At 60.1% G+C, this 21,175-nt stretch carries 22 protein-coding genes and 1 pseudogene; 11 read left to right on the plus strand and 12 right to left on the minus strand.

The genetic code is table 11. The annotated features are described in order from the left end of the window. Positions 1-68 precede the first annotated feature (68 nt). The 3 genes from CKW16_RS05270 to CKW16_RS05280 form a co-directional block, all read right to left on the minus strand. Positions 69-875 (minus strand): phasin family protein, encoded by an 807-nt coding sequence (locus CKW16_RS05270; RefSeq protein WP_095127511.1) that lies wholly within the window; start codon positions 873-875, stop codon positions 69-71. A 10-nt stretch (positions 876-885) separates the two neighbouring features. Further along, positions 886-1,308 (minus strand): phasin family protein, encoded by a 423-nt coding sequence (locus tag CKW16_RS05275; RefSeq protein WP_095127512.1) that lies wholly within the window; start codon positions 1,306-1,308, stop codon positions 886-888. A gap of 231 nt (positions 1,309-1,539) precedes the next feature. Then, positions 1,540-1,815 (minus strand): polyhydroxyalkanoic acid system family protein, encoded by a 276-nt coding sequence (locus CKW16_RS05280; protein ID WP_095127513.1) that lies wholly within the window; start codon positions 1,813-1,815, stop codon positions 1,540-1,542. Positions 1,816-1,970: 155 nt separating this feature from the next. Between CKW16_RS05280 and ubiE the strand changes: the two genes are divergently transcribed. From ubiE to CKW16_RS32825, 11 genes and pseudogenes are all read left to right on the plus strand, one after another. Further along, the gene (gene ubiE, locus CKW16_RS05285; RefSeq protein WP_007948968.1) at positions 1,971-2,741 is read left to right on the plus strand and encodes a bifunctional demethylmenaquinone methyltransferase/2-methoxy-6-polyprenyl-1,4-benzoquinol methylase UbiE; all 771 of its coding nucleotides are present in this window, start codon (positions 1,971-1,973) and stop codon (positions 2,739-2,741) included. After that, entirely contained in the window at positions 2,741-3,364 is a 624-nt protein-coding gene (locus CKW16_RS05290; protein ID WP_095127514.1) for an SCP2 domain-containing protein, read from the plus strand. The genes ubiE and CKW16_RS05290 overlap by 1 nt, the downstream gene beginning before the upstream one ends. Next, the gene (gene ubiB, locus CKW16_RS05295) at positions 3,361-4,965 is read left to right on the plus strand and encodes a ubiquinone biosynthesis regulatory protein kinase UbiB (protein WP_095127515.1); all 1,605 of its coding nucleotides are present in this window, start codon (positions 3,361-3,363) and stop codon (positions 4,963-4,965) included. Before CKW16_RS05290 ends, ubiB begins: the two co-directional genes overlap by 4 nt. Before the next feature lie 81 nt (positions 4,966-5,046). Beyond that, positions 5,047-5,448, plus strand: a complete 402-nt coding sequence (gene hisI, locus CKW16_RS05300; RefSeq protein WP_008149521.1) for a phosphoribosyl-AMP cyclohydrolase — start codon at positions 5,047-5,049, stop codon at positions 5,446-5,448. Beyond that, positions 5,441-5,773 (plus strand): phosphoribosyl-ATP diphosphatase, encoded by a 333-nt coding sequence (locus CKW16_RS05305; protein ID WP_095127516.1) that lies wholly within the window; start codon positions 5,441-5,443, stop codon positions 5,771-5,773. Before hisI ends, CKW16_RS05305 begins: the two co-directional genes overlap by 8 nt. Before the next feature lie 25 nt (positions 5,774-5,798). Then, positions 5,799-6,071 carry a twin-arginine translocase TatA/TatE family subunit gene (locus CKW16_RS05310; RefSeq protein WP_008005062.1) on the plus strand — a complete coding sequence of 91 codons (273 nt, stop codon included), beginning with the start codon at positions 5,799-5,801 and terminating at the stop codon, positions 6,069-6,071. Between the two features lie 10 nt (positions 6,072-6,081). Then, complete coding sequence (gene tatB / locus CKW16_RS05315; protein WP_095127517.1) at positions 6,082-6,543, plus strand: Sec-independent protein translocase protein TatB; 462 nt, start codon at positions 6,082-6,084, stop codon at positions 6,541-6,543. After that, complete coding sequence (tatC, locus tag CKW16_RS05320; RefSeq protein ID WP_095127518.1) at positions 6,540-7,334, plus strand: twin-arginine translocase subunit TatC; 795 nt, start codon at positions 6,540-6,542, stop codon at positions 7,332-7,334. The genes tatB and tatC overlap by 4 nt, the downstream gene beginning before the upstream one ends. Further along, complete coding sequence (locus CKW16_RS05325; RefSeq protein WP_095127519.1) at positions 7,331-8,038, plus strand: 16S rRNA (uracil(1498)-N(3))-methyltransferase; 708 nt, start codon at positions 7,331-7,333, stop codon at positions 8,036-8,038. The genes tatC and CKW16_RS05325 overlap by 4 nt, the downstream gene beginning before the upstream one ends. A 72-nt stretch (positions 8,039-8,110) precedes the next feature. Beyond that, positions 8,111-9,169, plus strand: a pseudogene (locus CKW16_RS32820) (methyl-accepting chemotaxis protein); the annotation flags it as partial. Positions 9,170-9,313: 144 nt separating this feature from the next. After that, positions 9,314-10,027, plus strand: a complete 714-nt coding sequence (locus CKW16_RS32825; RefSeq protein WP_371918013.1) for a methyl-accepting chemotaxis protein — start codon at positions 9,314-9,316, stop codon at positions 10,025-10,027. Between the two features lie 153 nt (positions 10,028-10,180). Here the strand turns inward: CKW16_RS32825 and CKW16_RS05335 are convergent, their stop codons facing one another. The 9 genes from CKW16_RS05335 to CKW16_RS05380 all read right to left on the minus strand — a co-directional run bounded on the left by CKW16_RS05335 (position 10,181) and on the right by CKW16_RS05380 (position 21,135). Beyond that, positions 10,181-10,915 carry an amino acid ABC transporter ATP-binding protein gene (locus tag CKW16_RS05335; protein WP_095127521.1) on the minus strand — a complete coding sequence of 245 codons (735 nt, stop codon included), beginning with the start codon at positions 10,913-10,915 and terminating at the stop codon, positions 10,181-10,183. Further along, positions 10,908-11,867, minus strand: a complete 960-nt coding sequence (locus CKW16_RS05340) for an amino acid ABC transporter permease (RefSeq protein WP_095127522.1) — start codon at positions 11,865-11,867, stop codon at positions 10,908-10,910. Before CKW16_RS05340 ends, CKW16_RS05335 begins: the two co-directional genes overlap by 8 nt. Before the next feature lie 58 nt (positions 11,868-11,925). Beyond that, positions 11,926-12,723: a transporter substrate-binding domain-containing protein gene (locus CKW16_RS05345; RefSeq protein ID WP_095127523.1), complete on the minus strand. Its 798-nt coding sequence runs from the start codon at positions 12,721-12,723 to the stop codon at positions 11,926-11,928. 302 nt (positions 12,724-13,025) lie between these two features. Beyond that, on the minus strand, positions 13,026-15,596 hold the full coding sequence (mdoH, locus tag CKW16_RS05355; RefSeq protein ID WP_095127525.1) for a glucans biosynthesis glucosyltransferase MdoH: 2,571 nt from the start codon (positions 15,594-15,596) through the stop codon (positions 13,026-13,028). Then, entirely contained in the window at positions 15,589-17,427 is a 1,839-nt protein-coding gene (locus tag CKW16_RS05360) for a glucan biosynthesis protein G (RefSeq protein WP_095127526.1), read from the minus strand. The genes mdoH and CKW16_RS05360 overlap by 8 nt, the downstream gene beginning before the upstream one ends. Positions 17,428-17,748: 321 nt before the next feature. Then, positions 17,749-18,186, minus strand: coding sequence for a D-aminoacyl-tRNA deacylase (dtd, locus tag CKW16_RS05365; RefSeq protein WP_008149496.1), 438 nt, complete (start codon positions 18,184-18,186; stop codon positions 17,749-17,751). Continuing rightward, the gene (pip, locus tag CKW16_RS05370) at positions 18,183-19,154 is read right to left on the minus strand and encodes a prolyl aminopeptidase (protein ID WP_095127527.1); all 972 of its coding nucleotides are present in this window, start codon (positions 19,152-19,154) and stop codon (positions 18,183-18,185) included. The genes dtd and pip overlap by 4 nt, the downstream gene beginning before the upstream one ends. A gap of 113 nt (positions 19,155-19,267) precedes the next feature. Then, the gene (locus tag CKW16_RS05375; protein WP_095127528.1) at positions 19,268-20,188 is read right to left on the minus strand and encodes an alpha/beta hydrolase; all 921 of its coding nucleotides are present in this window, start codon (positions 20,186-20,188) and stop codon (positions 19,268-19,270) included. After that, positions 20,185-21,135 (minus strand): choline ABC transporter substrate-binding protein, encoded by a 951-nt coding sequence (locus CKW16_RS05380; protein ID WP_095127529.1) that lies wholly within the window; start codon positions 21,133-21,135, stop codon positions 20,185-20,187. The genes CKW16_RS05375 and CKW16_RS05380 overlap by 4 nt, the downstream gene beginning before the upstream one ends. Between the last annotated feature and the right edge of the window lie 40 nt (positions 21,136-21,175).

Here is a 21,175-nt window from a genome sequence, read left to right on the forward strand (position 1 = left end):
TTTCAGAACCGCGCACAAACAAAAACGCCCGACCTTTGCAGGCCGGGCGTTTTCTTGAGCCCTGAAAATCAGGACTGACTGGTTGGCGTCGAAGGAGCTGGCGCGACAGTCGGGGTTACAGCAGGGGTCGGTGCAGCAGCGGAGTTCGATGCGCTGACCGGGGCCGGGGTTGCCGGTTTGGCGGCAGCCACTGCTGGTTTTGGTGCAGCCGCTTTCGGAGCTGCCGGCTTTTTCACCGCTGGCTTCTTCGCTGCGGCAGGTTTTGCCGCTGCAGTTTTGGCAGCCGGTTTAGCGGCTGGTTTTGCTGCTGCCTTGACCGCTGGCTTGGCTGCTGCAGATTTCGCTGCGGCAGTTTTGGCCGCTGGTTTGGCAGCCGGTTTAGCGGCAGCTTTAGCCAGTGGTTTGGCAGCGGACTTCGCCGCAGGTTTGGCCGCCGCGGTTTTCGCCGCAACAGGCGCGACCTTGGCACCGGTGAGTTTTTCGATTTGCTTGGTCAGGGTATCGACCTTGCTGTGCAGTGCTTTGACTTCATTGCGGCTCGGTACACCCAGGCGCGAAATGGCGCTGTTCAGACGCTTGTCGAAAGCCCCTTCCAGCTCATCCCACTTGCCCAGTGCGCGATCTTTCACGCCGCTGATGCGCGACTTGGCCGACGAAGCAGAGTCCTTGGCAGCATCGACTTTCTTGCCGACAGCGCTCTTGGTGAGCTTCTCGGCTTTCTCGCCGTCTTTAACCAATGTATCGAAGAGTTTGCTGCCGTCAGTGTCGATCTTCGAGTACACGCCTAAACCAGCCAGCCAGATTTTGCGGGAGTAGTCTTCGACTTTCCCAATCCACGAGCTGCCTTCTTTTTCGGTGTTCTTTTTACCAGCCATCCCGTTCTCCTTAAGATTTACGCGCGACGCGTTCGAGCAATGCCGTCAGCTCATCGAGCTTGGCAGAGAGTGTCTCAACGTCATGTTTAGACGGAATGCCGATACGATTCAAGGTACTTGCAACACGCGAGTCAAAAGCCTTCTCGACCTTGTCGAGTTGAAGTTCGACCTTGCCTTTGAAAGTGCTCACTTCACTCTTGGCTTCATCGATCTCGGCATTGGCCGCTTCAAGTTTCTCGGCAACTACTTTTTTGCCTTGTTTTTCAACAGTTTGACCAGCCTTGATCAACTCTTGAAAGTACTCGCTGCCCTCTTGACCGACCTTGGTGTAGGCACCCAGGCCTGCCAGCCAGATCTTGCGGGCATAAGATTTAACGTCGCCCAGAGCAGTCGTCGAAGCGTCGATTTTTTTCTTCAAAATAACTTTGGCCATGGTGCACCTCACGCGCAGAAGGTTTGAGGAACTGCCCGCGAAAGAGTCGGGCTCAGGCACAAAGTAGGGAGAAAAATTAGAAACGGCACCCTAACAACTGACACAAATCGGTGATGCCCCACCGCTCACCTGTAGGAGCAAAGCTTGCTCGCGATGCAGACACCGCGGTACTTCAGTTAGTCCGTGGTGATGCCATCGCGAGCAAGCTTTGCTCCTACGGAAAAGCGTGAGTTATGTGAGTGCTTTATCGAGGGCCTTTTCGATTTCCGATTTGATCGTGCCGCTCATGGCCGACATCAACAGGCCAAGTTCGACATCGACCTTGATCGAATCCTCGCCCACATACACCGCGCCTTTCACACCGGAACGCTTGAGGTTCAGGGTGTCGCCAGACCATTGCGGCTCCAGGCCATATTGTTCGGACAGTTTCTGCGCCAACTGGTCGGCCTTCTCGCGGGCCGCTTCCTTACCCAGGCCGTGGGCACGCTCAACACTAATACGGGCCATCGAATGACTCCTGCTTTATGAATACTTTCCTGAAGCATCTTGACCGCTACTGCGGCAAAACGTCCCGGCTGTTACCTATCTTACCTGCAGCCTTGCCAAGACAAAGCAGGCCACCGGGATTAGAATGTCCCGCATTCTCTTTTGGTGACAGCGATATGACTGATCAGCGCAAAGGCAGCGATGCCGAACCCACCACTCACTTCGGCTTCAAAAACGTTCCGGAAAGCCAGAAAGCGGAAAAAGTCGCTGAAGTTTTCCACTCGGTAGCCGCCAAGTACGACTTGATGAACGACCTCCTGTCGGGCGGCATGCACCGTCTGTGGAAGCGTTTCGCGATCGAGCTGTCGGGCGTTCGCACCGGTAACCGCGTGCTGGACATCGCCGGCGGTACCGGCGACTTGACCAAGAAGTTCTCGCACCTCGTTGGCCCGACCGGCCAGGTGGTGTTGGCCGACATCAACGAATCCATGCTCAAGGTCGGTCGTGACCGCTTGCTGGATCTGGGTGTGGCCGGCAACGTCGAATTCGTTCAGGCGGACGCTGAAAAGCTGCCGTTCCCGGACAACCATTTCGACTGCGTGACCATCGCTTTCGGCCTGCGCAACGTTACCCATAAAGAAGACGCCCTGCGCTCGATGCTGCGCGTGCTGAAACCGGGCGGCCGTTTGCTGGTGCTGGAGTTCTCCAAGCCAACCAACGCGCTGATGTCCAAAGCCTACGACGCCTACTCGTTCGCCTTCATGCCGCTGATGGGCAAGCTGATCACCAACGACTCGGAAAGCTATCGCTACCTGGCCGAATCGATCCGCATGCACCCGAATCAGGAAACCCTGAAGTCGATGATGGTCGAGGCCGGTTTCGACCGCGTGACCTACCACAACATGACCGCAGGCATCGTCGCCCTGCACCGCGGCATCAAACCCTGATGTTGCTGGCCGGCCTGCTCGCCAGCGTTGAACTCGGTCTGAACCGGGTGCTGCGTCTCGACAGCACGGCGTTGCCGCGGCTGGCGCATTTGAGTGGCAAGGTGATTGCCGTCGACTGCCGCAGCCCGGCGCTGCAAGTGTTCATCCTGCCCAGCGACGAAGGCTTGATGCTGGCTTCCCACTGGGAAACCGGCGCCGACTGTACCTTGCGCGCACCGGCCTCCAGCCTGCTGAAACTGGCCATGAGCAAGGACAAGACTTCGGTCCTGCATGCTCCTGAAGTCGAACTCGACGGCGACAGCGGCGTGCTGCTGGAACTGGCGGCGATCCTTCAGGACCTTGAGCTGGACTGGGAGTACGAACTCTCGCGCTGGCTGGGACCTGTCGCCACGCAACTGGTCGGCGGTCACCTGCGCAGTCGCGCACGCTGGTATCAGCAAGGGTTCGCCAGCCTCAATCAGAACCTTGGCGAATACCTGGCCGAAGAATCGCGCACCCTTGTCGGTCAACGCGAAGCCGAAGCCCGTTTCAGTGAACTGGACCAGATCAAACTCGATCTGGAACGTCTCGAGGCGCGATTCGAGCGCCTTTCCCGATCCCTCGACCCAAGCGATAACGCATGAAGCTGCTTGCCGTCCGCCGTTTGTTGCGCATCCAGCGCGTTGTGATTCGCTACCGCCTCGATGACCTGCTGTTCGCCCTGCCACTGCCGTGGTTTCTGCTGGCGCTGCGCTACGCCTTGCCGTGGCGCTGGTTCCCGCGCAAGACGCTGGACCTGAGCCGCGGCGCGCGATTGCGTCTGGCGTTGCAGGACCTGGGACCGATTTTCATCAAGTTCGGGCAAATCCTGTCCACCCGCCGCGACTTGCTGCCGGAAGACATCGCCGATGAGCTGATGAAGCTGCAGGACCGCGTGCCGCCGTTCGACTCGCAAGTGTCGGTCAATCTGATCGAAGAACAGCTCGGCAAAAAGATCAGTGAAGTCTTCAGCCGTTTTGACGTCGAACCGCTGGCCTCGGCCTCGGTGGCGCAGGTGCATGCCGCGCAGCTGAAAACCGGCGAAGAAGTCGTCGTCAAAGTGATCCGCCCAGGCCTCAAGCCGATCATCGCGCAGGATCTGGCGTGGCTGTTCATCCTCGCCCGCGCCGCCGAAAGGCTCTCGGCCGACGCGCGCCTGCTGCACCCGGTGGACGTGGTCCAGGACTACGAAAAAACCATCTACGACGAACTCGACCTGCTGCGTGAGGCGGCCAACGCCAGCCAGTTGCGGCGTAACTTCGACGACTCGCCGCTGCTCTACGTACCTCAAGTCTATTGGGATTGGTGCCGGCCGAAAGTACTGGTGATGGAGCGCATCTACGGCATTCAGGTGACCGACCTGGCGACCCTGGCCGACCAGCGCACCGACATGAAAATGCTCGCTGAACGCGGCGTCGAGATCTTCTTCACCCAGGTGTTCCGCGACAGCTTCTTCCACGCCGACATGCACCCCGGCAACATCTTCGTCAGCACCGTTAACCCGTGGAGTCCGCAGTACATTGCGATCGACTGCGGCATCGTCGGCAGCCTGACCCCGGAAGACCAGGACTACCTGGCGCGCAACCTGTTCGCGTTCTTCAAGCGTGATTACCGGCGTGTCGCGCAGTTGCACATCGATTCGGGCTGGGTGCCAGCGGAAACCAAACTCAACGAATTCGAGGCGGCGATCCGCACCGTGTGCGAGCCGATCTTCGAAAAACCGTTAAAAGATATTTCTTTCGGTCAGGTGCTGATGCGCCTGTTCCAGACCGCCCGACGCTTCAACATGGAAGTGCAGCCGCAGCTCGTTTTGCTGCAAAAGACCCTGCTGAACATCGAAGGCCTGGGCCGTCAGTTGTACCCGGACCTCGATTTGTGGAACACCGCCCAGCCGTTCCTCGAACGCTGGATGCGTGAGCGCGTCAGCCCCAAAGCCTTGATCGGCAACGTGCAGAGCCAGTTCGAACAGCTGCCGCACCTGGCCAACATGGCCCGCGACCTGCTCGAGCGCATGTCCCTGCCCCACGCCTACGACCCGCCGCCACCGTGGCACCGCCGCAAGGACGATTGGCTGCTGCGGCTGCTCGGCTGTGCGCACCTGGCCGGCGGCACCATACTCGCTGCCGGTGGGCCGCTGAACGAACTGGGTCATTGGCCGGCCGGCATCATGGTGGCGGTCGGTTTGTATCTGGTCGTTCGCCGATAGCCAGCGCCCCCGCACGCTGGCACACTGTTTGAACGCTTGGGTTCTACTCATGAGGTGTGGAACCCGCTGTCGGAGTCGAAGATGAAAAACTGGCTGGACGAGATCAAGTGGGACGCTGATGGCCTGGTGCCGGCGATTGCCCAGGATCATAAGACCGGGCGTGTCCTGATGATGGCCTGGATGAACCGTGAAGCGCTGGAACTGACTGCTGCCGAGAACCGCGCCATTTACTGGTCACGTTCCCGTGGCAAGCTGTGGCGCAAGGGCGAAGAGTCCGGCCACGTGCAAACCCTGCATGAGATGCGCCTGGACTGTGACGCCGACGTGATCATCCTGATGGTCGAGCAGATCGGCGACATCGCTTGCCATACCGGCCGTCAGAGCTGCTTCTACCGCGTCTTCGAGAACGGCGACTGGAAAACCGTCGACCCGGTTCTGAAAGACCCGCACGCCATCTATTCCGCAGGACACAGCCATGAGTGACACTCTGACCCGTCTGGCCCAAGTGCTGGAAGAGCGCAAAGGCGCCGCCGCCGACAGCTCGTATGTCGCCAGCCTGTACCACAAGGGCTTGAACAAGATTCTGGAAAAAGTCGGCGAAGAGTCGGTCGAAACCATCATCGCCGCCAAGGATGCCGCCATCAGCGGTGACTGCAGCGATGTGATCTACGAAACCGCCGATTTGTGGTTCCACAGCATGGTCATGCTCGCCCAACTGGGGCAGCATCCACAGGCTGTACTCGATGAACTGGACCGTCGTTTCGGTCTGTCCGGACACGCCGAGAAAGCCTCGCGTCCGTCCGTCTGAACAACTATTAGAGAGGAGCAGCGACATGGGCATTTTTGACTGGAAACACTGGATCGTCATCCTGGTTGTTGTCGTGCTGGTGTTCGGCACCAAGAAACTGAAAAACCTCGGCACTGATGTCGGCGAGTCGATCAAGGGCTTCAAAAAAGCCATGAACGACGACGAAAAACCGGCCGATCCGACCGCGACGCCGTCCCAACCGGTACCACCGGTTCAGCCGCAGGCCTCGGTGAACCAGCCGCACACCATCGACGTGCAGGCGCAAAAAGTCGAAGAGCCGATCCGCAAAGACGTGTGAGCACTGACTAATGTTTGGTATCAGCTTCTCTGAACTGCTGCTCGTCGGCCTCGTGGCCCTGCTGGTGCTGGGCCCCGAGCGTCTGCCGGGTGCTGCGCGCACCGCTGGCCTGTGGGTCGGCCGCCTGAAGCGCAGCTTCAACGCGATCAAACAAGAAGTTGAACGTGAAATCGGTGCCGACGAGATTCGTCGGCAGCTGCACAACGAGCACATTCTGTCGCTGGAGCAGGAGGCGCGGAAGATTTTCACGCCGACTCAGCAGGAGGCTACGCCGGTTCAGCCGGTTGAACCTGTGGCGGAGCAGACGATTCATGCTCCGATGGCAGAAACTGCACCTGCCGCTGCACCGACGGAAACGGTGAAAGCTGTTGAACCGGCGCCGGTTGTCGCGTCCGTAGAACCTGTTGCTCCTGCCGCCGCGCCGACAACGCCGGCCCCTCACGACACCACTTTGCCGCCGCGAGTCTCATGAGCGATCTCCCCGAAAATGACCAGCACATGCCGCTGGTTTCGCACCTCACCGAGTTGCGTACCCGCCTGCTGCGTTGTGTAGCGGCGATCTTCATCATCTTCGCCGGGTTGTTTGCCTTCACCCAGCAGATCTACACCTTCGTCTCCACACCGTTGCGCCAATACCTGCCAGTGGGCGCGACGATGATCGCCACCGACGTGTCGTCGCCGTTCCTGACGCCGCTGAAGCTGACCATGATGGTCTCGCTGTTCCTGGCGATCCCGGTGATCCTGCATCAGATCTGGGGCTTCATTGCGCCAGGCCTGTACAAGCATGAAAAACGCATCGCCGTGCCCTTGCTGGTATCGAGCATCATGCTGTTCTACACCGGCATGGCGTTCGCCTATTACCTGGTGTTCCCGCTGATCTTCAAGTTCTTCGCCGCCGCCACCCCAGCCGGCGTGGAGATGATGACCGACATCAGCAGCTACCTCGATTTCGTCATGACGCTGTTCTTCGCCTTCGGCGTAGCGTTCGAGATTCCGGTGGCCGTGGTGCTGCTGGTATGGATCGGCGTGGTCAACGTCGCTTACCTGAGGAAAATCCGCCCGTACGTGATCATCGGCTGCTTCGTGGTCGGCATGATCCTGACGCCTCCGGACATTTTTTCGCAGACGCTGCTGGCCGTACCTATGTGGCTGCTGTTTGAAATCGGCATCCTGTTCGGTGGCCTGATCAGCAAGCGCGGCGAGCACCCGGACGACCAGCCGGCCGACGATCACAACGACCAGCCGCCAGCGACTCAACCTTGAACCTGCTGCTTCTCGAAGAGGCCGATTTCATTGCGGCCGACCGGGCGATCCTGCGCGATCGCCGGTTGACGCACATGCAGGAAGTCCATCGCTCCGTTGTCGGCGATAGCCTGCGGGTCGGTCGCATCGGCGGGCTGATGGGCTCGGCCGAACTGCTGCGCCTGGACGCCGATGAAGCTGAATTGCGCGTCACCCTCGACCAGCCACCCCCTGCCAAGCTGCCGCTGACCCTAGTGTTGGCCCTGCCGCGGCCGAAAATGCTCCGCAGGGTGTTTCAGACCGTGGCGGCCATGGGTGTGCCACGAATCATTCTGGTGAACAGCTATCGCGTCGAGAAGAGCTTCTGGCAAACCCCGTTCCTGGAGCCCGAGGCGATTCGCGAGCAGCTGATCCTCGGCCTCGAACAGGCCCGGGACAGCGTGCTGCCGGAAATCGTCATCGAGAAGCGCTTCAAGCCGTTCGTCGAGGACCGTCTGCCGGCGATCACCGAGGGCACCCTCGGCCTGGTCGGCCACCCCGGCCATTACCCGCCCTGCCCTCGTGGCCTGGACGAACCGGTGACCCTGGCCATCGGCCCCGAAGGTGGCTGGATTCCTTACGAAATCGACCTGCTCGGCAAGGCCGGCCTGCAACCGGTGCAGCTCGGCGACCGCATCCTGCGGGTCGAAACTGCCGTCACTGCACTGCTCGCCCGCCTCTTCTAAAACCTACAGATTCCCGGCTGCCTGCCGATACAGTCCCCATAAAACCAACCAATGGTTCCAGGGAGTTGCAGCATGTACCGATGGCTAGCCGAGAAACTGGGGAACGTCAGCGTCAATCGCAAACTGGGTGTCGGCTTCGGTCTGGTGCTGCTGCTTACCTTGTTGATCACTTTCACCGGCTGGACCGGCCTGAGCGGCGTGATGAGTCGCGGCGATAAGCTGGGGTTTATTGCCAGCCTCAATGACCTGACCAAAGACCTGCGACTGGCCCGTCTGGATTACGAAATGCGTCGCGGCGAACAAGGCCCCGGTGCGGTCAACGACCTGCTTGGCCAACTCGATACCGGCCTGAAAACCGCGCGCACGTTGATCGAACAACCGGCCGACGTGGCCATGATCGACCAGCAACTGGCCGCCGTCAGTGAGTACAAACAAGCCTTCACCGCCATGACCCAGGCCGGCGCCCACCGCGAAGACGCCCGCGGCAAACTCGGCGCCACCGCCGACAACGCCGTGGCCCGTGTCGCCGAAGTCGAAAAATCCATGCTGCAAGGTGACAGCGTCGCCGATTTCAACAGCGTGATCGACCTGAGCAAACTGATCCAGCAAGCGCGCTTCCAGGTTCGCGGTTATACCTACAGCGGCAAAACCGAAGCCCAGCAACCGGCGCTGGACGCCATCGACAACGCGTTGAAAAACCTCGAGAGCCTGCCCTCCAAACTGCCGGAACAGCACATCGCCAACCTGCAACAGGCCACTGACTCGCTCAAGGCCTACCGCGCCGCCGTCAGCCAGTTCCGTGACTCTCAGGTTGCCAGCGCTGCCGCGCTCAAACGCATGGCCGTACAAGGCGACATCCTGCTCGACGTCAGCAAAAAACTCACCGTGTCGCAAACCATCGTCCGTGACACTGACGCCGCGCATGCCAAAAACATGCTGCTACTGGCCACCGTCCTGGCGCTCGCCTTCGGCATGCTTGCCGCGTGGGCCATCACTCGCCAGATCGTGATTCCCCTGAGCCAGACCCTCAAAGTGGCGGAACGCGTTGCTGCCGGCGACCTGACCCAAAACCTTATCTCTGAACGTCAGGACGAACTCGGCCAACTACAGCGCGCCATGCAGAGCATGACCCTGGGCCTGCGCGAGTTGATCGGCGGCATCAGTGACGGCGTCACGCAAATCGCCAGCGCCGCCGAAGAGCTGTCGGCAGTCACCGAGCAGACCAGCGCCGGGGTCAACAGCCAGAAGGTCGAGACCGACCAGGTGGCCACCGCCATGAACGAAATGACCGCCACCGTGCAGGAAGTCGCGCGTAACGCCGAAGAAGCGTCCGAAGCCGCCGTCGCCGCCGACCAGCAGGCCCGCGAAGGTGACAAAGTGGTCGGCGAAGCCATCGCCCAGATCGAGCGCCTGGCCAAAGAAGTCGGCAACTCCACCGAGGCCATGGGTCATCTCAAACGCGAAAGCGACAAGATCGGCAGCGTGCTCGACGTGATCAAATCCGTCGCCCAGCAAACCAACCTGTTGGCGCTCAACGCGGCGATTGAGGCCGCGCGTGCCGGTGAGGCCGGACGTGGTTTTGCGGTGGTCGCCGACGAAGTCCGCAGCCTGGCCCAGCGTACCCAGAAGTCCACCGAAGAAATCGAAGAGCTGATCGTCGGCCTGCAAGCCGGCACCCAGCAAGTGGCGACCATCATGGACAACAGCCGCAGCCTGACCGACAGCAGCGTCGAACTGACCCGCCGCGCCGGTGGCTCGCTGGAAAGCATTACCCGCACCGTCTCGGCGATTCAGTCGATGAACCAGCAGATTGCTGCAGCGGCCGAGCAGCAGAGCGCGGTGGCTGAAGAGATCAACCGTAGCGTGCTGAACGTGCGCGACGTGTCCGAGCAGACCTCGGCGGCCAGTGAAGAAACCGCGGCGTCCAGCGTTGAGCTGGCACGGTTGGGGACGCATCTGCAGATGCTGGTGGGCAGGTTCAAGGTTTAAGGCGATTCAATGACCTCGGTTCGCTTGGGACCGAGGTGATGCCATCGCGGGCAAGCCTTGCTCCTACAGTTTGGTGTTTGCCGCAAGAATCGAGCACAACATCAAACTATAGGAGCAAGGCTTGCCCGCGATGCTTTTAGGCAGGCGCTGAGGTTAGAGGACCTGCCGCAAGAAGGCCTGTGCCCGTGGATCCTTCGGCGCATCGAAGAATTCGGCCGGTGAGGCGTCTTCCAGCAATTTGCCGTGATCGAAGAACAGCACCCGATCCGCCACTTCCCGGGCGAAGCCCATTTCGTGGGTGACGCACACCATGGTCATGCCTTCCACCGCCAGGGTTTTCATCACGTCCAGCACTTCGCCGACCATTTCCGGGTCGAGCGCCGAGGTCGGCTCATCGAACAGCATGACCTTCGGCTCCATGGCTAATGCCCGGGCGATGGCTACGCGCTGCTGCTGGCCGCCGGACAGGCGCGACGGAAACTCGTTGGCCTTCTGCGCAATGCCAACCTTCTCCAGCAACGCCAAGGCCTTGGCCTCACGCTCCTTCTTGCCGCGCTTGCGCACGACTTTCTGGGCCAGGCAGAGGTTTTCCAGCACGGTCATGTGCGGGAACAGGTTGAAATGCTGGAACACCATGCCGACTTCGCGGCGATAGGCATTCACATCGGTTTTCGGGTCGGCCAGTTGCAAGCCGTCGATGCTCACCGAACCCGAATCAAACTCTTCCAGGCCGTTGAGGCAGCGCAGGAAAGTCGACTTGCCGGAACCGGACGGACCGATCACCACCAGCACTTCGCCCTTGGCCACGCGCGTCGAAACATTATCCACCGCGCGAACCACCTGGCCGCGGGTGTCGAAAACTTTTACCAGATCGCGGACTTCAATCACTTTGCGCGAGCCTCCGCTCAAGCCGGCTGGCGATTTTCGACAGCGGCAGGTTGATCAACAGGTACAAACCGGCCACGCAGAACAGGATTTCGAACGGCGAGAACGAGGTGGTGATAACTTCGCGACCGCTTTTGAGCAGCTCGGTAATCGCAATCACCGACACCAGCGAGGTGTCCTTGACCAGACTGATGAACTGGCCAGCCAACGGTGGCAGCACCCGTTTGAGCGCTTGCGGCAGCACCACGTGGCGCATCGACTGACCAGCGCTCAGGCCCAGGGAGCGCGCGGCTTCGCTCTGGCCACGGGCGATGGATTGCACGCCGGAACGGATGATTTCCGCCACATAAGCGCCGGTGAACAGCGACAGCGCGGCGATCCCGGCGAACTCCCGGGAGAGGTTCATCACGGTGCCGATGAAGAAGTAGAAAATGAAGATTTGCACCAGCAGCGGCGTACCGCGGACCAGTTCGACGTAGATCGTCGAGAGATCGCGCAGGGTCGGGTTGTTCGACAGTCGGCACAGGCCCGTGACCAGGCCGATCAACAGGCCGAGCACACCTGAAACAAAGGACAACCATAAGGTGGTCCAGAGCCCCCACATCAGCGGACCTGCGGCCCAATGACGGGTCACGCCGATCACGTCGCCTTCGGCCACGTCATCACCTTGGGCGACCTGCAGGCTGTTGTCGTCGACGGTCAGGTGCTGCTCGACGCCGGCATCATTGCGCAGGGTGACTTCAGCCTTGTCGCCCTTGCGCACCAGTTCGCTGACGGTGGAGATATCGGCGGCACGCTGGGATTCTTCGGCGTGGTAGGCGAAGTATTGCGGCACACGGTTCCAGCGCCATTCGTAGGACATCAGCGAGGTGGCGTAGTACAACGCGCCGGCCAGGCCGATCAGCAGCAGCACGGTTAAAACGTGCCACGGCCATTGGGCTTTTTTCTGTTTCATTACGGGACTCTCAGATGATCGTTCCCACGCTCTGCGTGGGAACGATCAGCGGTGGGGCTTATTCCATGTCCTTGAGCCAAGCGGTGTCTTTGAACCACTTGTCATGGATGCGATCGTAGGTGCCGTCTTCGTGGATCTGGCGCAGGAAGTTGTTGATGAAGTTGATGCTGTCGTAGTCACCCTTCTTCAGACCGAAGGCCAGCGGCTCGTAGGTGAACGGCTTGTCGAGGAATACCAGTTTGCCGGCACCGACCTTGTTCACGGCCACGACGTTGTAAGGCGCGTCGTAGATGAAGGCGTCGGCCTTGCCGTTGACCACGTCGAGCACGGCTTCCTGCTCGTTGTCGTAGCCGTGGTAGTTGGCTTTGGAGATGAGTTTTTTGGCCACCATTTCGCCGGTGGTGCCGAGCTTGGAAGTGATGCGGTAGTCGGCGGTGTTCAGGTCTTTATAGGACTTGATGGTGCCTTCCAGTTCCTTGCGGATCAGCAGGGTCTGGCCCACCACGATGAACGGTTCGCTGAAGTTCAGGCGCAGGTTGCGTTCCTGGGTCAGGGTCATGCCGCTGCCGATCATGTCGAACTTGTCGGTGAGCAGGGCCGGGATGATGCCGTCGTAGCCGGTGGAAACCATCTCCAGCTTGACGCCCATGGCCTTGGTCATGGCTTTGAGGAGGTCGACTTCGAAGCCGATGATCTCGCCGCGCTTATTGGTCATTTCGAACGGCATGTAGGTCGGGTCCATACCGACTTTCAGCGTGCCGCGCTTGACCGCGTCATCGATGGCACCGGCCTGCGCCGCGTTGACTGCAACCAATGCCGTGACGCCGACCAGCAGCATCGAGAGATACTTCTTCATCATCAAGTCCCCAAAACCATCGCGTTGTGAGGCGCGCAAACTGCGGGTTTCCCTTGGAAAACCGGCAGATACGAACAGAAAATTGTCCGGGCGCACCAATTCGGGGACGGATGCTAACGCACTCGTTCGTTTGCACAAGGGTTTGGTTGGGATTTTGATCGTTCCCACGCTCCGCGTGGGAATGCAGCCCGGGACGCTCCGCGTCCCAAGAGCGGACGCAGAGCGTCCGTTGAGGCATTCCCACGCAGAGCGTGGGAACGATCAGCAGCGCAAAAAAAACCCCGCTTTCGCGGGGTTTTTTGTCAGGCCAACTGAGGCTGCACACTCAACGGCTTGAGCGGCAACAGCGGCGCATGGGGATCGGCTTTCACCGATTTACGCCACGCCTCAAGCCACTCGGGGTGAGCTTCGTTCCAGATCTGCTCATGCAGACGACCCAGTGCTACCGGGTCACTGAGCAGTTGCACGCGCTCATCGTTGTTCAGCCCCTCAGGCCCGGCTTTCAGCGCATGACGCACCCGTTCGATCCGCAGCCATTCGATCGGCTCGGCCTCACGGTGGCGGGACGTCGCCAGCGAGCACGCCAAGGCGTTCTGCTGTGGATCGACCACTGCCCGGATGAAGCCGTCGTTCAGCGCATGCCAACGGTTTTCGTGGGTGTACTGGTCGGTTGCCACCAACGCCTGTGGCGGATTGTATTCCTCAGGGATCAGGAACAGGCTTTCGTCACGGGACTTGAGGCCCAGACCGACTCGACTGGAGATCACCGACACCGGAATCGACAGCATCAACGAACCGACGATCGGCACCAGCCACCAGAGGAAGCTCGGGTTCAGCCAGATCACCAACAGGGCCCAGAAGAAGCCCAGCAAGGTTTGCGGACCGTGGCGTTTTACCGCTTCGCTCCATGGCGTGGAGTCGTCGTCACGTTGCGGCGAGTTCCAGGTCGCGGCCCAGCCGAGGAACGCGGCGAGCACGAAGCGGGTGTGGAAAATCATCCGTACCGGCGCCAGCAGCATGGAGAACAGCATCTCCAGCAGCATCGACATCGTCACCTTGAACTTGCCACCGAACTCTTTCGCGCCCTTGGCCCAGATCAGGATGATGCTCAACAACTTCGGCAGGAACAGCAGCACGACGGTGGTCGAGAACAGCGCAATCGCCTTGTCCGGGTGCCATTGTGGCCACAACGGATACAGCTGACGTGGCTCAAGGAAGTACTGCGGTTCCATCAGCGTGTTGACCGCCAGCAGCGCCGTGGACAGCACGAGGAAGAAGAACCACAACGGCGCCGACAAGTAAGACATCACGCCCGTCAGGAACACCGCACGGTGCACCGGGTGCATGCCTTTTACCAGGAACAGCCGGAAGTTCATCAGGTTGCCGTGACACCAGCGACGGTCACGCTTGAGTTCGTCCAGCAGGTTCGGCGGCAATTCTTCGTAGCTGCCCGGCAAGTCGTAGGCAATCCACACACCCCAGCCGGCACGGCGCATCAGCGCCGCTTCAACGAAGTCGTGGGACAGAATTGCACCGGCAAACGCGCCTTTACCGGGCAACGGCGCCAGGGCGCAGTGCTCGATGAACGGCTTCATGCGGATGATCGCGTTGTGGCCCCAGTAGTGGGATTCGCCCAACTGCCAGAAGTGCAGACCGGCGGTAAACAGTGGACCGTACACGCGGGTGGCGAACTGCTGCATGCGTGCATACAGCGTGTCCATACCAGACGCGCGCGGTGCGGTCTGGATGATCCCGGCGTCCGGGGTGGCTTCCATCAAGCGCACCAGACTGGTCAGGCAATCGCCGCTCATCACGGAGTCCGCGTCGAGCACGACCATGTACTTGTAATCACCGCCCCAACGACGGCAGAAGTCGTCGAGGTTACCGCTTTTACGCTTAACGCGACGGCGACGGCGGCGATAGAAGATCTTGCCGAAGCCCTTGGCTTCACGGCAGACGTCCAGCCAGGCTTGTTGCTCGGCGACGCAGATATCGGCGTCGTTACTGTCGCTGAGGACAAAGAAGTCGAAGCGATCCAGGTTGCCCGTGGCCGCAACCGACTCGAAGGTCGCCCGCAAACCGGCAAACACCCGTGGCACGTCTTCGTTGCAGATCGGCATCACCAGTGCGGTGCGCGCGTCCGTAGGAATCGGCTCGTTACCGGCGCTTTTACCGGAAATGCGGTATTTGTCGTGACCGGTGAGCAACTCGAGGAAGCCCATCAACGCGGTCCAGAAACCGGCCGACACCCAGCAGAACAGAATCCCGAACAAGATCAGGATGCTGGTTTGCAGTGCATACGGCAGCACTTGCGTGGCGGTCTGCGACAGCGGTTGATGCAGCACTTCGTTCAGGTCGACGAACGACCAGCCCTGGTACGGCATGATGCCTTTCATGTACCAGCCGGCAACGATGGTCTGGCCCAGCATCAGCACCAGCAGAATGTAGCGGCGGATCGAACCGACGGTGCGCCAGCGAGCGGCTGGCAGCACACGCTCATCCTTCGGCGGGGCCGGCGGATTGGTGCGACCGGTCAGACGACGCCAGCCACGCACCAGAATGTTGGTGCGCCACGGCTCCGGCACGACTTTGGTCCGACGAATCGGCGGGGTTGCCCGCAGGCAAACCCGGCCGCTGGCGTCGAGCACCAGCATTTCAGCGTCGGCCAGTTCTTCGGCGGTGTTCAGGGTCAGGCGACGACCGACTGAAGCTTGAGCAGCCTCGGTCGGCGCGTCGAACGTCGAGGACGAAAGGCGCTCATGCAATTCGCTGAAAGACTTGCAGCCCGCGAGTTCCGCGCGCTGCTGGTCGGTCATCGGCAGATGCGCCAGATACTCGGCAAGAGTCTCTGGCTGTACTTGAGAATTACTCATCGGCAGGCAACTGGTAGCTCCAGGTCTCGGTCAGGACTTCTTCAGTCGGTACCGATTCCGGTGTGGCTGGGGCCGCTTCGGCAGCGACTGGCTGCTTGGCGTCTTTGTTGTCCTTGTCCTTGGAAACTGCGGCTGGCTTGGCTTCGACCTGCTTGGTTTCAACCTGCTTGGCCTCAGCTGGCTTGGTTTCCTTGGCTTCCTTGTCCAGCTTCTCCTGCTGCCGAGCGGCAATCTTGTCAGCCTTGGCGACGGAAGAATTGGATGCCGGCAACGATGTTTTGGCCAGGTCGGCAGTCACGATGTTCTTGACCAGCGCAGCACGCATCTCGGTAGGCTTGCCCGGATCCTTGATTTTCATCCGCAGCGTCAGGCGCCAGCCCTTGGTTTCAGGGTTGTAACGTACGCTGTTCTCGACCAGCTCGGCATTCTCGCCAACGCTGACCTGGCTACGAACCTCCGTAGCTTCCGGCAATGCCGCAAGGGACGGGCCTTCGAAGTCCACCAGATAAGCAACGCTACCGTCCGGCTGACGAATCAGGTTGGACTGTTTCACGTCACCCGTGGAGCGCAGGGTCTGTTGAACCCAGGCGCTGTCCGGTGCGTGAAGCGCGGCTTCGTCGATGGTCCAGTGCATGCGATAAGCGACGTCCAGCGGTTGGCCAGGCTCAGGCAGTTTTTCCGGACTCCAGAACGCAACGATATTGTCGTTGGTTTCGTCGGCAGTCGGAATCTCTACCAGATCGACGGAGCCCTTGCCCCAATCGCCTTTTGGTTCGATCCAGGCACTTGGGCGCTTGTCATAGCGGTCGTCGAGATCTTCGTAGTGGCTGAAGTCCCGGCCACGTTGCAGCAGGCCGAAACCGCGCGGGTTCTCGATCGAGAAGTTGCTCACCGACAAGTGTTTCGGATTGTTCAGTGGGCGCCAGATCCACTCGCCGTTACCGGCATGGATCGACAGACCGCTGGAGTCATGCAGTTCGCGACGGTAGTTCAGCACTTTCGACGGCTGATTGGCGCCGAACAGGAACATGCTGGTCAGCGGCGCAACGCCAAGCTTGGTGACCTTGTCACGCAGGAACATCCTGGCCTTGACGTCGACAACGGTGTCGCTGCCCGGACGCACGGTCAGGCGATAGGCACCGGTGGCACGTGGCGAATCCAGCAGCGCAAAGATCACCAGGTGCTTGTCACCCGGTTTCGGCTGTTGAATCCAGAACTCGGTGAAACGCGGGAATTCTTCGCCGGACGGCAATGCGGTATCGATGGCCATGCCGCGAGCGGACAAGCCATAGGTGTGACCCTTGCCGACAACGCGGAAGTAACTCGCGCCGAGCATGGTCATGATTTCGTCTTGCTTGTCAGCCTTGTTGATCGGGTACAGCACACGGAAACCGGCATAACCCAGTTGTTCAGTGGCTTTAGGATCGAACTTCACGTCGCCGAAATCGAAACGACTTGGGTCGTATTTGATCTCTTCGACGGTGTTAGCTGTGATTTCGTTGATTTTCACCGGTGTATCGAAATGCATACCCTGGTGATAGAACGACAGCTTGAACGGGGTTTTCTGATCGGCCCACTCGGCTTTTTCGGTCAGGAAACGAATTTTTTGATAGTCCGCGAATTTCATTTCGCGGAACTCGTTCGGCAGGTTACTGCGCGGAGCCTCGTACTTCTGCCCGGCCAGCTCTTTTGCCTTGACCGATACATCATCCAGATTGAATGCCCAAAGCTGACCGGCGCTGAGCAGGCAGAGCAGTGCAGAGCCCGCTACCAGAGCGCTTCGTAACCGTTTGGCAGACAATTTTGGTGCATTACAGGGACTAACAATCACGAGCAACCCTCGCCGAAAACAGATCAAAAAACCAACGGCCAGTTAAAGTGCCTATGAGGTGTGCGGCATGAAAAAACCGACCCTACAGACCACTCTTGCCAAGTTGGCGAGCATTGTTCCGACTCCTGTGGGGCTAAATGATTCCCCAAGAGGTCCAGGACAAGTCTCTACCTAAGTCAAAATGGACCAACGAACGCTGATCCCCGTAGCGCGCGATTATCTAGTAGGCCGCGTTACAACGCATCAGGGGTAGCAAAGTATTTATCGCGAAAAACGCCTGTTTTCAGTCGAAAAGCCCTTAAAAACATGTTTCAAGCGCTTTCAGGTCTGTAACAGGAAGGTTACCGGGCCGTCGTTGACCAGGTGCACCTGCATATCCGCGCCGAATCTACCTGATGCCACAGTGCCATGCACCTGTTTCGCTTTGCCTAATAGATAGTCGAAAAGTTCCTCGCCCAGGGCCGGAGGGGCCGCGGTCGAAAAACTCGGGCGCAACCCGCTCTTGGTGTCGGCGGCCAGGGTGAACTGTGAGACCAGCAGCAACCCACCGCCTACATCCGCCAGGGACAGATTCATCTTGCCCTCGGCGTCACTGAACACACGATAGTTAAGCAGTTTCTGCAGAAGTTTGTCGGCGCTGGCCCGAGTATCCTCGGGCTCGACCGCCACCAGCACCAGCAAACCCTGATCAACGGCGCCAACCACCTCCCCCGCTACCTCGACTCGCGCACCACGCACGCGTTGCAGCAGGCCCTTCATGCTTCTTCAGGGGCCAGGTCGAGCAGACGATGGGCCATCTGATTGGCGGCGCGAACCAGTGCGTCAGTAATGCCAGGTTCGGAGGCGGCATGGCCGGCGTCACGGATTACCTGCAATTCACTGTTCGGCCAGTTCTGATGCAGTTCCCAGGCGTTATCCAGCGGGCAGATCACGTCGTAGCGACCGTGGACGATCACGCCAGGCAAATGGGCGATCTTGCCCATGTCGCGGATCAGCTGGTTGGGCTCAAGGAACGCATTATTGGTGAAGTAGTGACATTCGATTCGGGCAATCGACAACGCGCGCTGTGGCTCGGAGAAACGATCGACCACCACCGGGTTCGGGCGCAGAGTGGCAGTCCGGCCTTCCCAGGTGGACCAGGCCTTGGCCGCGTGCATCTGGGCAATCTGATCGTTGCCGATCAGGCGCTTGTGGAAAGCCGAGAGCAAGTCTTCGCGCTCGTCCAGTGGGATCGGCGCGATGTAGTCCTGCCAGTAATCGGGGAACAGACGACTGGCGCCACACTGGTAGAACCACTCGATTTCCTGCGGACGGCAGAGAAAAATCCCACGCAGAATCAGGCCGTGCACACGCTCCGGGTGGGTTTGCGCGTAGGCCAGCGCCAGGGTCGAACCCCACGAACCGCCGAACAACACCCACTTATCGATGCCAAGGTGCTGGCGAATCCGCTCAAGGTCGGCGACCAGATCCCAGGTGGTGTTGTTTTCCAGGCTGGCGTGAGGCGTGGAACGACCGCAACCGCGCTGGTCGAAGGTCACAATGCGATACAGGTTCGGATCGAAATACCGACGGCTCTGGGCATCACACCCGGCGCCGGGGCCGCCGTGGATGAATACAACCGGCAAACCTTCCGGTGAACCGCTTTCGTCGACATACAGCGTGTGGGTTTCGTCGACGGCCAGATCGTGCCGGGCGTGGGGTTTGATCTGCGGGTACAAAGTCTGCATTGCGCGCTCCGTAAGGGGTCGAGGTCATCCCTGGGGGGACTTCTATTATTCTGCCGTCCGGCATCATAAACCCGAATTACGCCAATGAGCATGCCTTGCAGAGTCAGAGTTTTTCAGCCGGTTTTTTCAGACAAATAGCCGAGCAGCGTTTCATAGAGTGCGTCGACCTCGGCGACCTGCCCCCGAGCCCGCAAACAGCCGTGAACCAACCCCTCCCCGTAATAAAGCGTCGCAGCCACGCCTGCTGCGCTCAGTCGCTCGGCGTACAGCACGCCGTCATCGCGCAGCGGGTCGAATTGCGCCACGGCGATCAAGGCCGGCGGCAACCCACTGAAATCCTCGGCGAGCAACGGCATCGCGTAGGCACATGGCTGTCCGGTACCGCGCAAGTACAGGGCGTGATAACAATCCAGGTCGCTGCTGCTGAGCAAGGGGGCGTCGACGCATTCACTGCGCGACGGTAATCGGTGGTCACCGCCCAGCCCCGGATAAATCAGCACCTGCGCCGCCGGCAATGGCTCGCCCGCATCGCGCAAGGCCAGACACAACGCAGCCGCAAGATTGCCACCGGCGCTGTCCCCGGCCACCAGCGTTCGTTCAGGATCGAGCCGGAATGGCCCGGTCCGTAGCGCGCGCCAGACACCCAGGCAGTCCTCGAACGCCGCCGGAAACGGATGCTCCGGCGCCAACCGATAATCGACGGCGATCACCAGCACGCCGAGCGTCGACGCCAGTTCGGTGCAGATGAAGTCGTGGGAATCCAGATCCCCCACTACCCACCCGCCGCCGTGCAGATACACGATGCACGGGCAACCGCTGGTCAGCGGCGAAACCGGCGGTTGATAAGACCGCAGCGGTACGCCGGCCAATTCGAAATCCACCACATAAAGCCCGGCGGGACGTGTCGGAGTGAACGCCAGACACATGTCGCTATAGGCCTGACGCAAACCACCGAGACTGCTGTCGGTGTTGTTGAAGCTGACGGTTTTCTCGACGAAAGCCGTCATCTGCTCGGATAACAGATAGGAACTCATAAAGGCTTCAAACTGGCCTGAACGGTCGCCACGCCATCCTTTCCATCAAAACTGGTGACACCGGCGAGCCAGCGCTGCAGATCCTCTGGATGATCACGCAGCCATTGTTTGGCAACATCCTGCGGTGTCTTGCGCTCCATGATCGGCACCATCAACTGGCTTTCCTGGGCCGCGGTGAAGGTCAGGTTTTCCAGCAGGCGATTCACATTCGGGCAGCGCTGGGCGTAGTCCGGGGCGGTCACGGTGGAGACGGTGGCGGCGCCCTCGTTCGGGCCGTAAACGTCTTCGCTGCCGGTCAGGTAGGCGATTTTCATGTTGATGTTCATCGGGTGCGGGGTCCAGCCGACGAACACCACGAATTCCTTGCGATTCACCGCCCGCTGAACGGCGGCAAGCATGCCGGCCTCACCCGACTCGATCAGTTTGAAATCCTTCAAGCCAAATTGATTGGTCTCGATCATGGTTTTGATGGTGGTGTTGGCGCCGCTGCCCGGCTCGATGCCGTAGATCTTGCCGCCGAGTTGATCCTTGAATTTGGCGATATCGGCGAAAGTTTTCAGCCCCGCTTCGGCGACGTACTCAGGTACGGCGAGCGTTGCCTGAGCATCGGCCAGGCTCGGTTTGTCCATGACCTTCACTTGATTGGCAGCCAGGAACGGCGCGATGTTTTTGTCCATCGCCGGTTTCCAGTAACCGAGGAAGATGTCGAGGCGCTTGTCGCGGATGCCGGCGAAGATGATTTGCTGCACGGCGCTGGTTTGCTTGCTTTCGTAACCGAGGCCGTTGAGCAGCACATCGGCCATGCCACTGGTGGCGATCACATCGGTCCAGTTGACCACGCCCATGCGCACGGCCTTGCAGGAAGCGTCGTCGCTGGCCAGGACGCTGGTGCTCAGGAGAGCAGTGCCGCAGAGGATTGAGAGACAGCGGATAAACGGTCTTTTCATTGGGAAGGTTCTCGTGCGGCAGCGGATTATTGTGGGCCGG

The sequence above is a fragment of the Pseudomonas sp. Irchel s3h14 genome (genome assembly GCF_900187425.1).
GTDB lineage: Bacteria > Pseudomonadota > Gammaproteobacteria > Pseudomonadales > Pseudomonadaceae > Aquipseudomonas.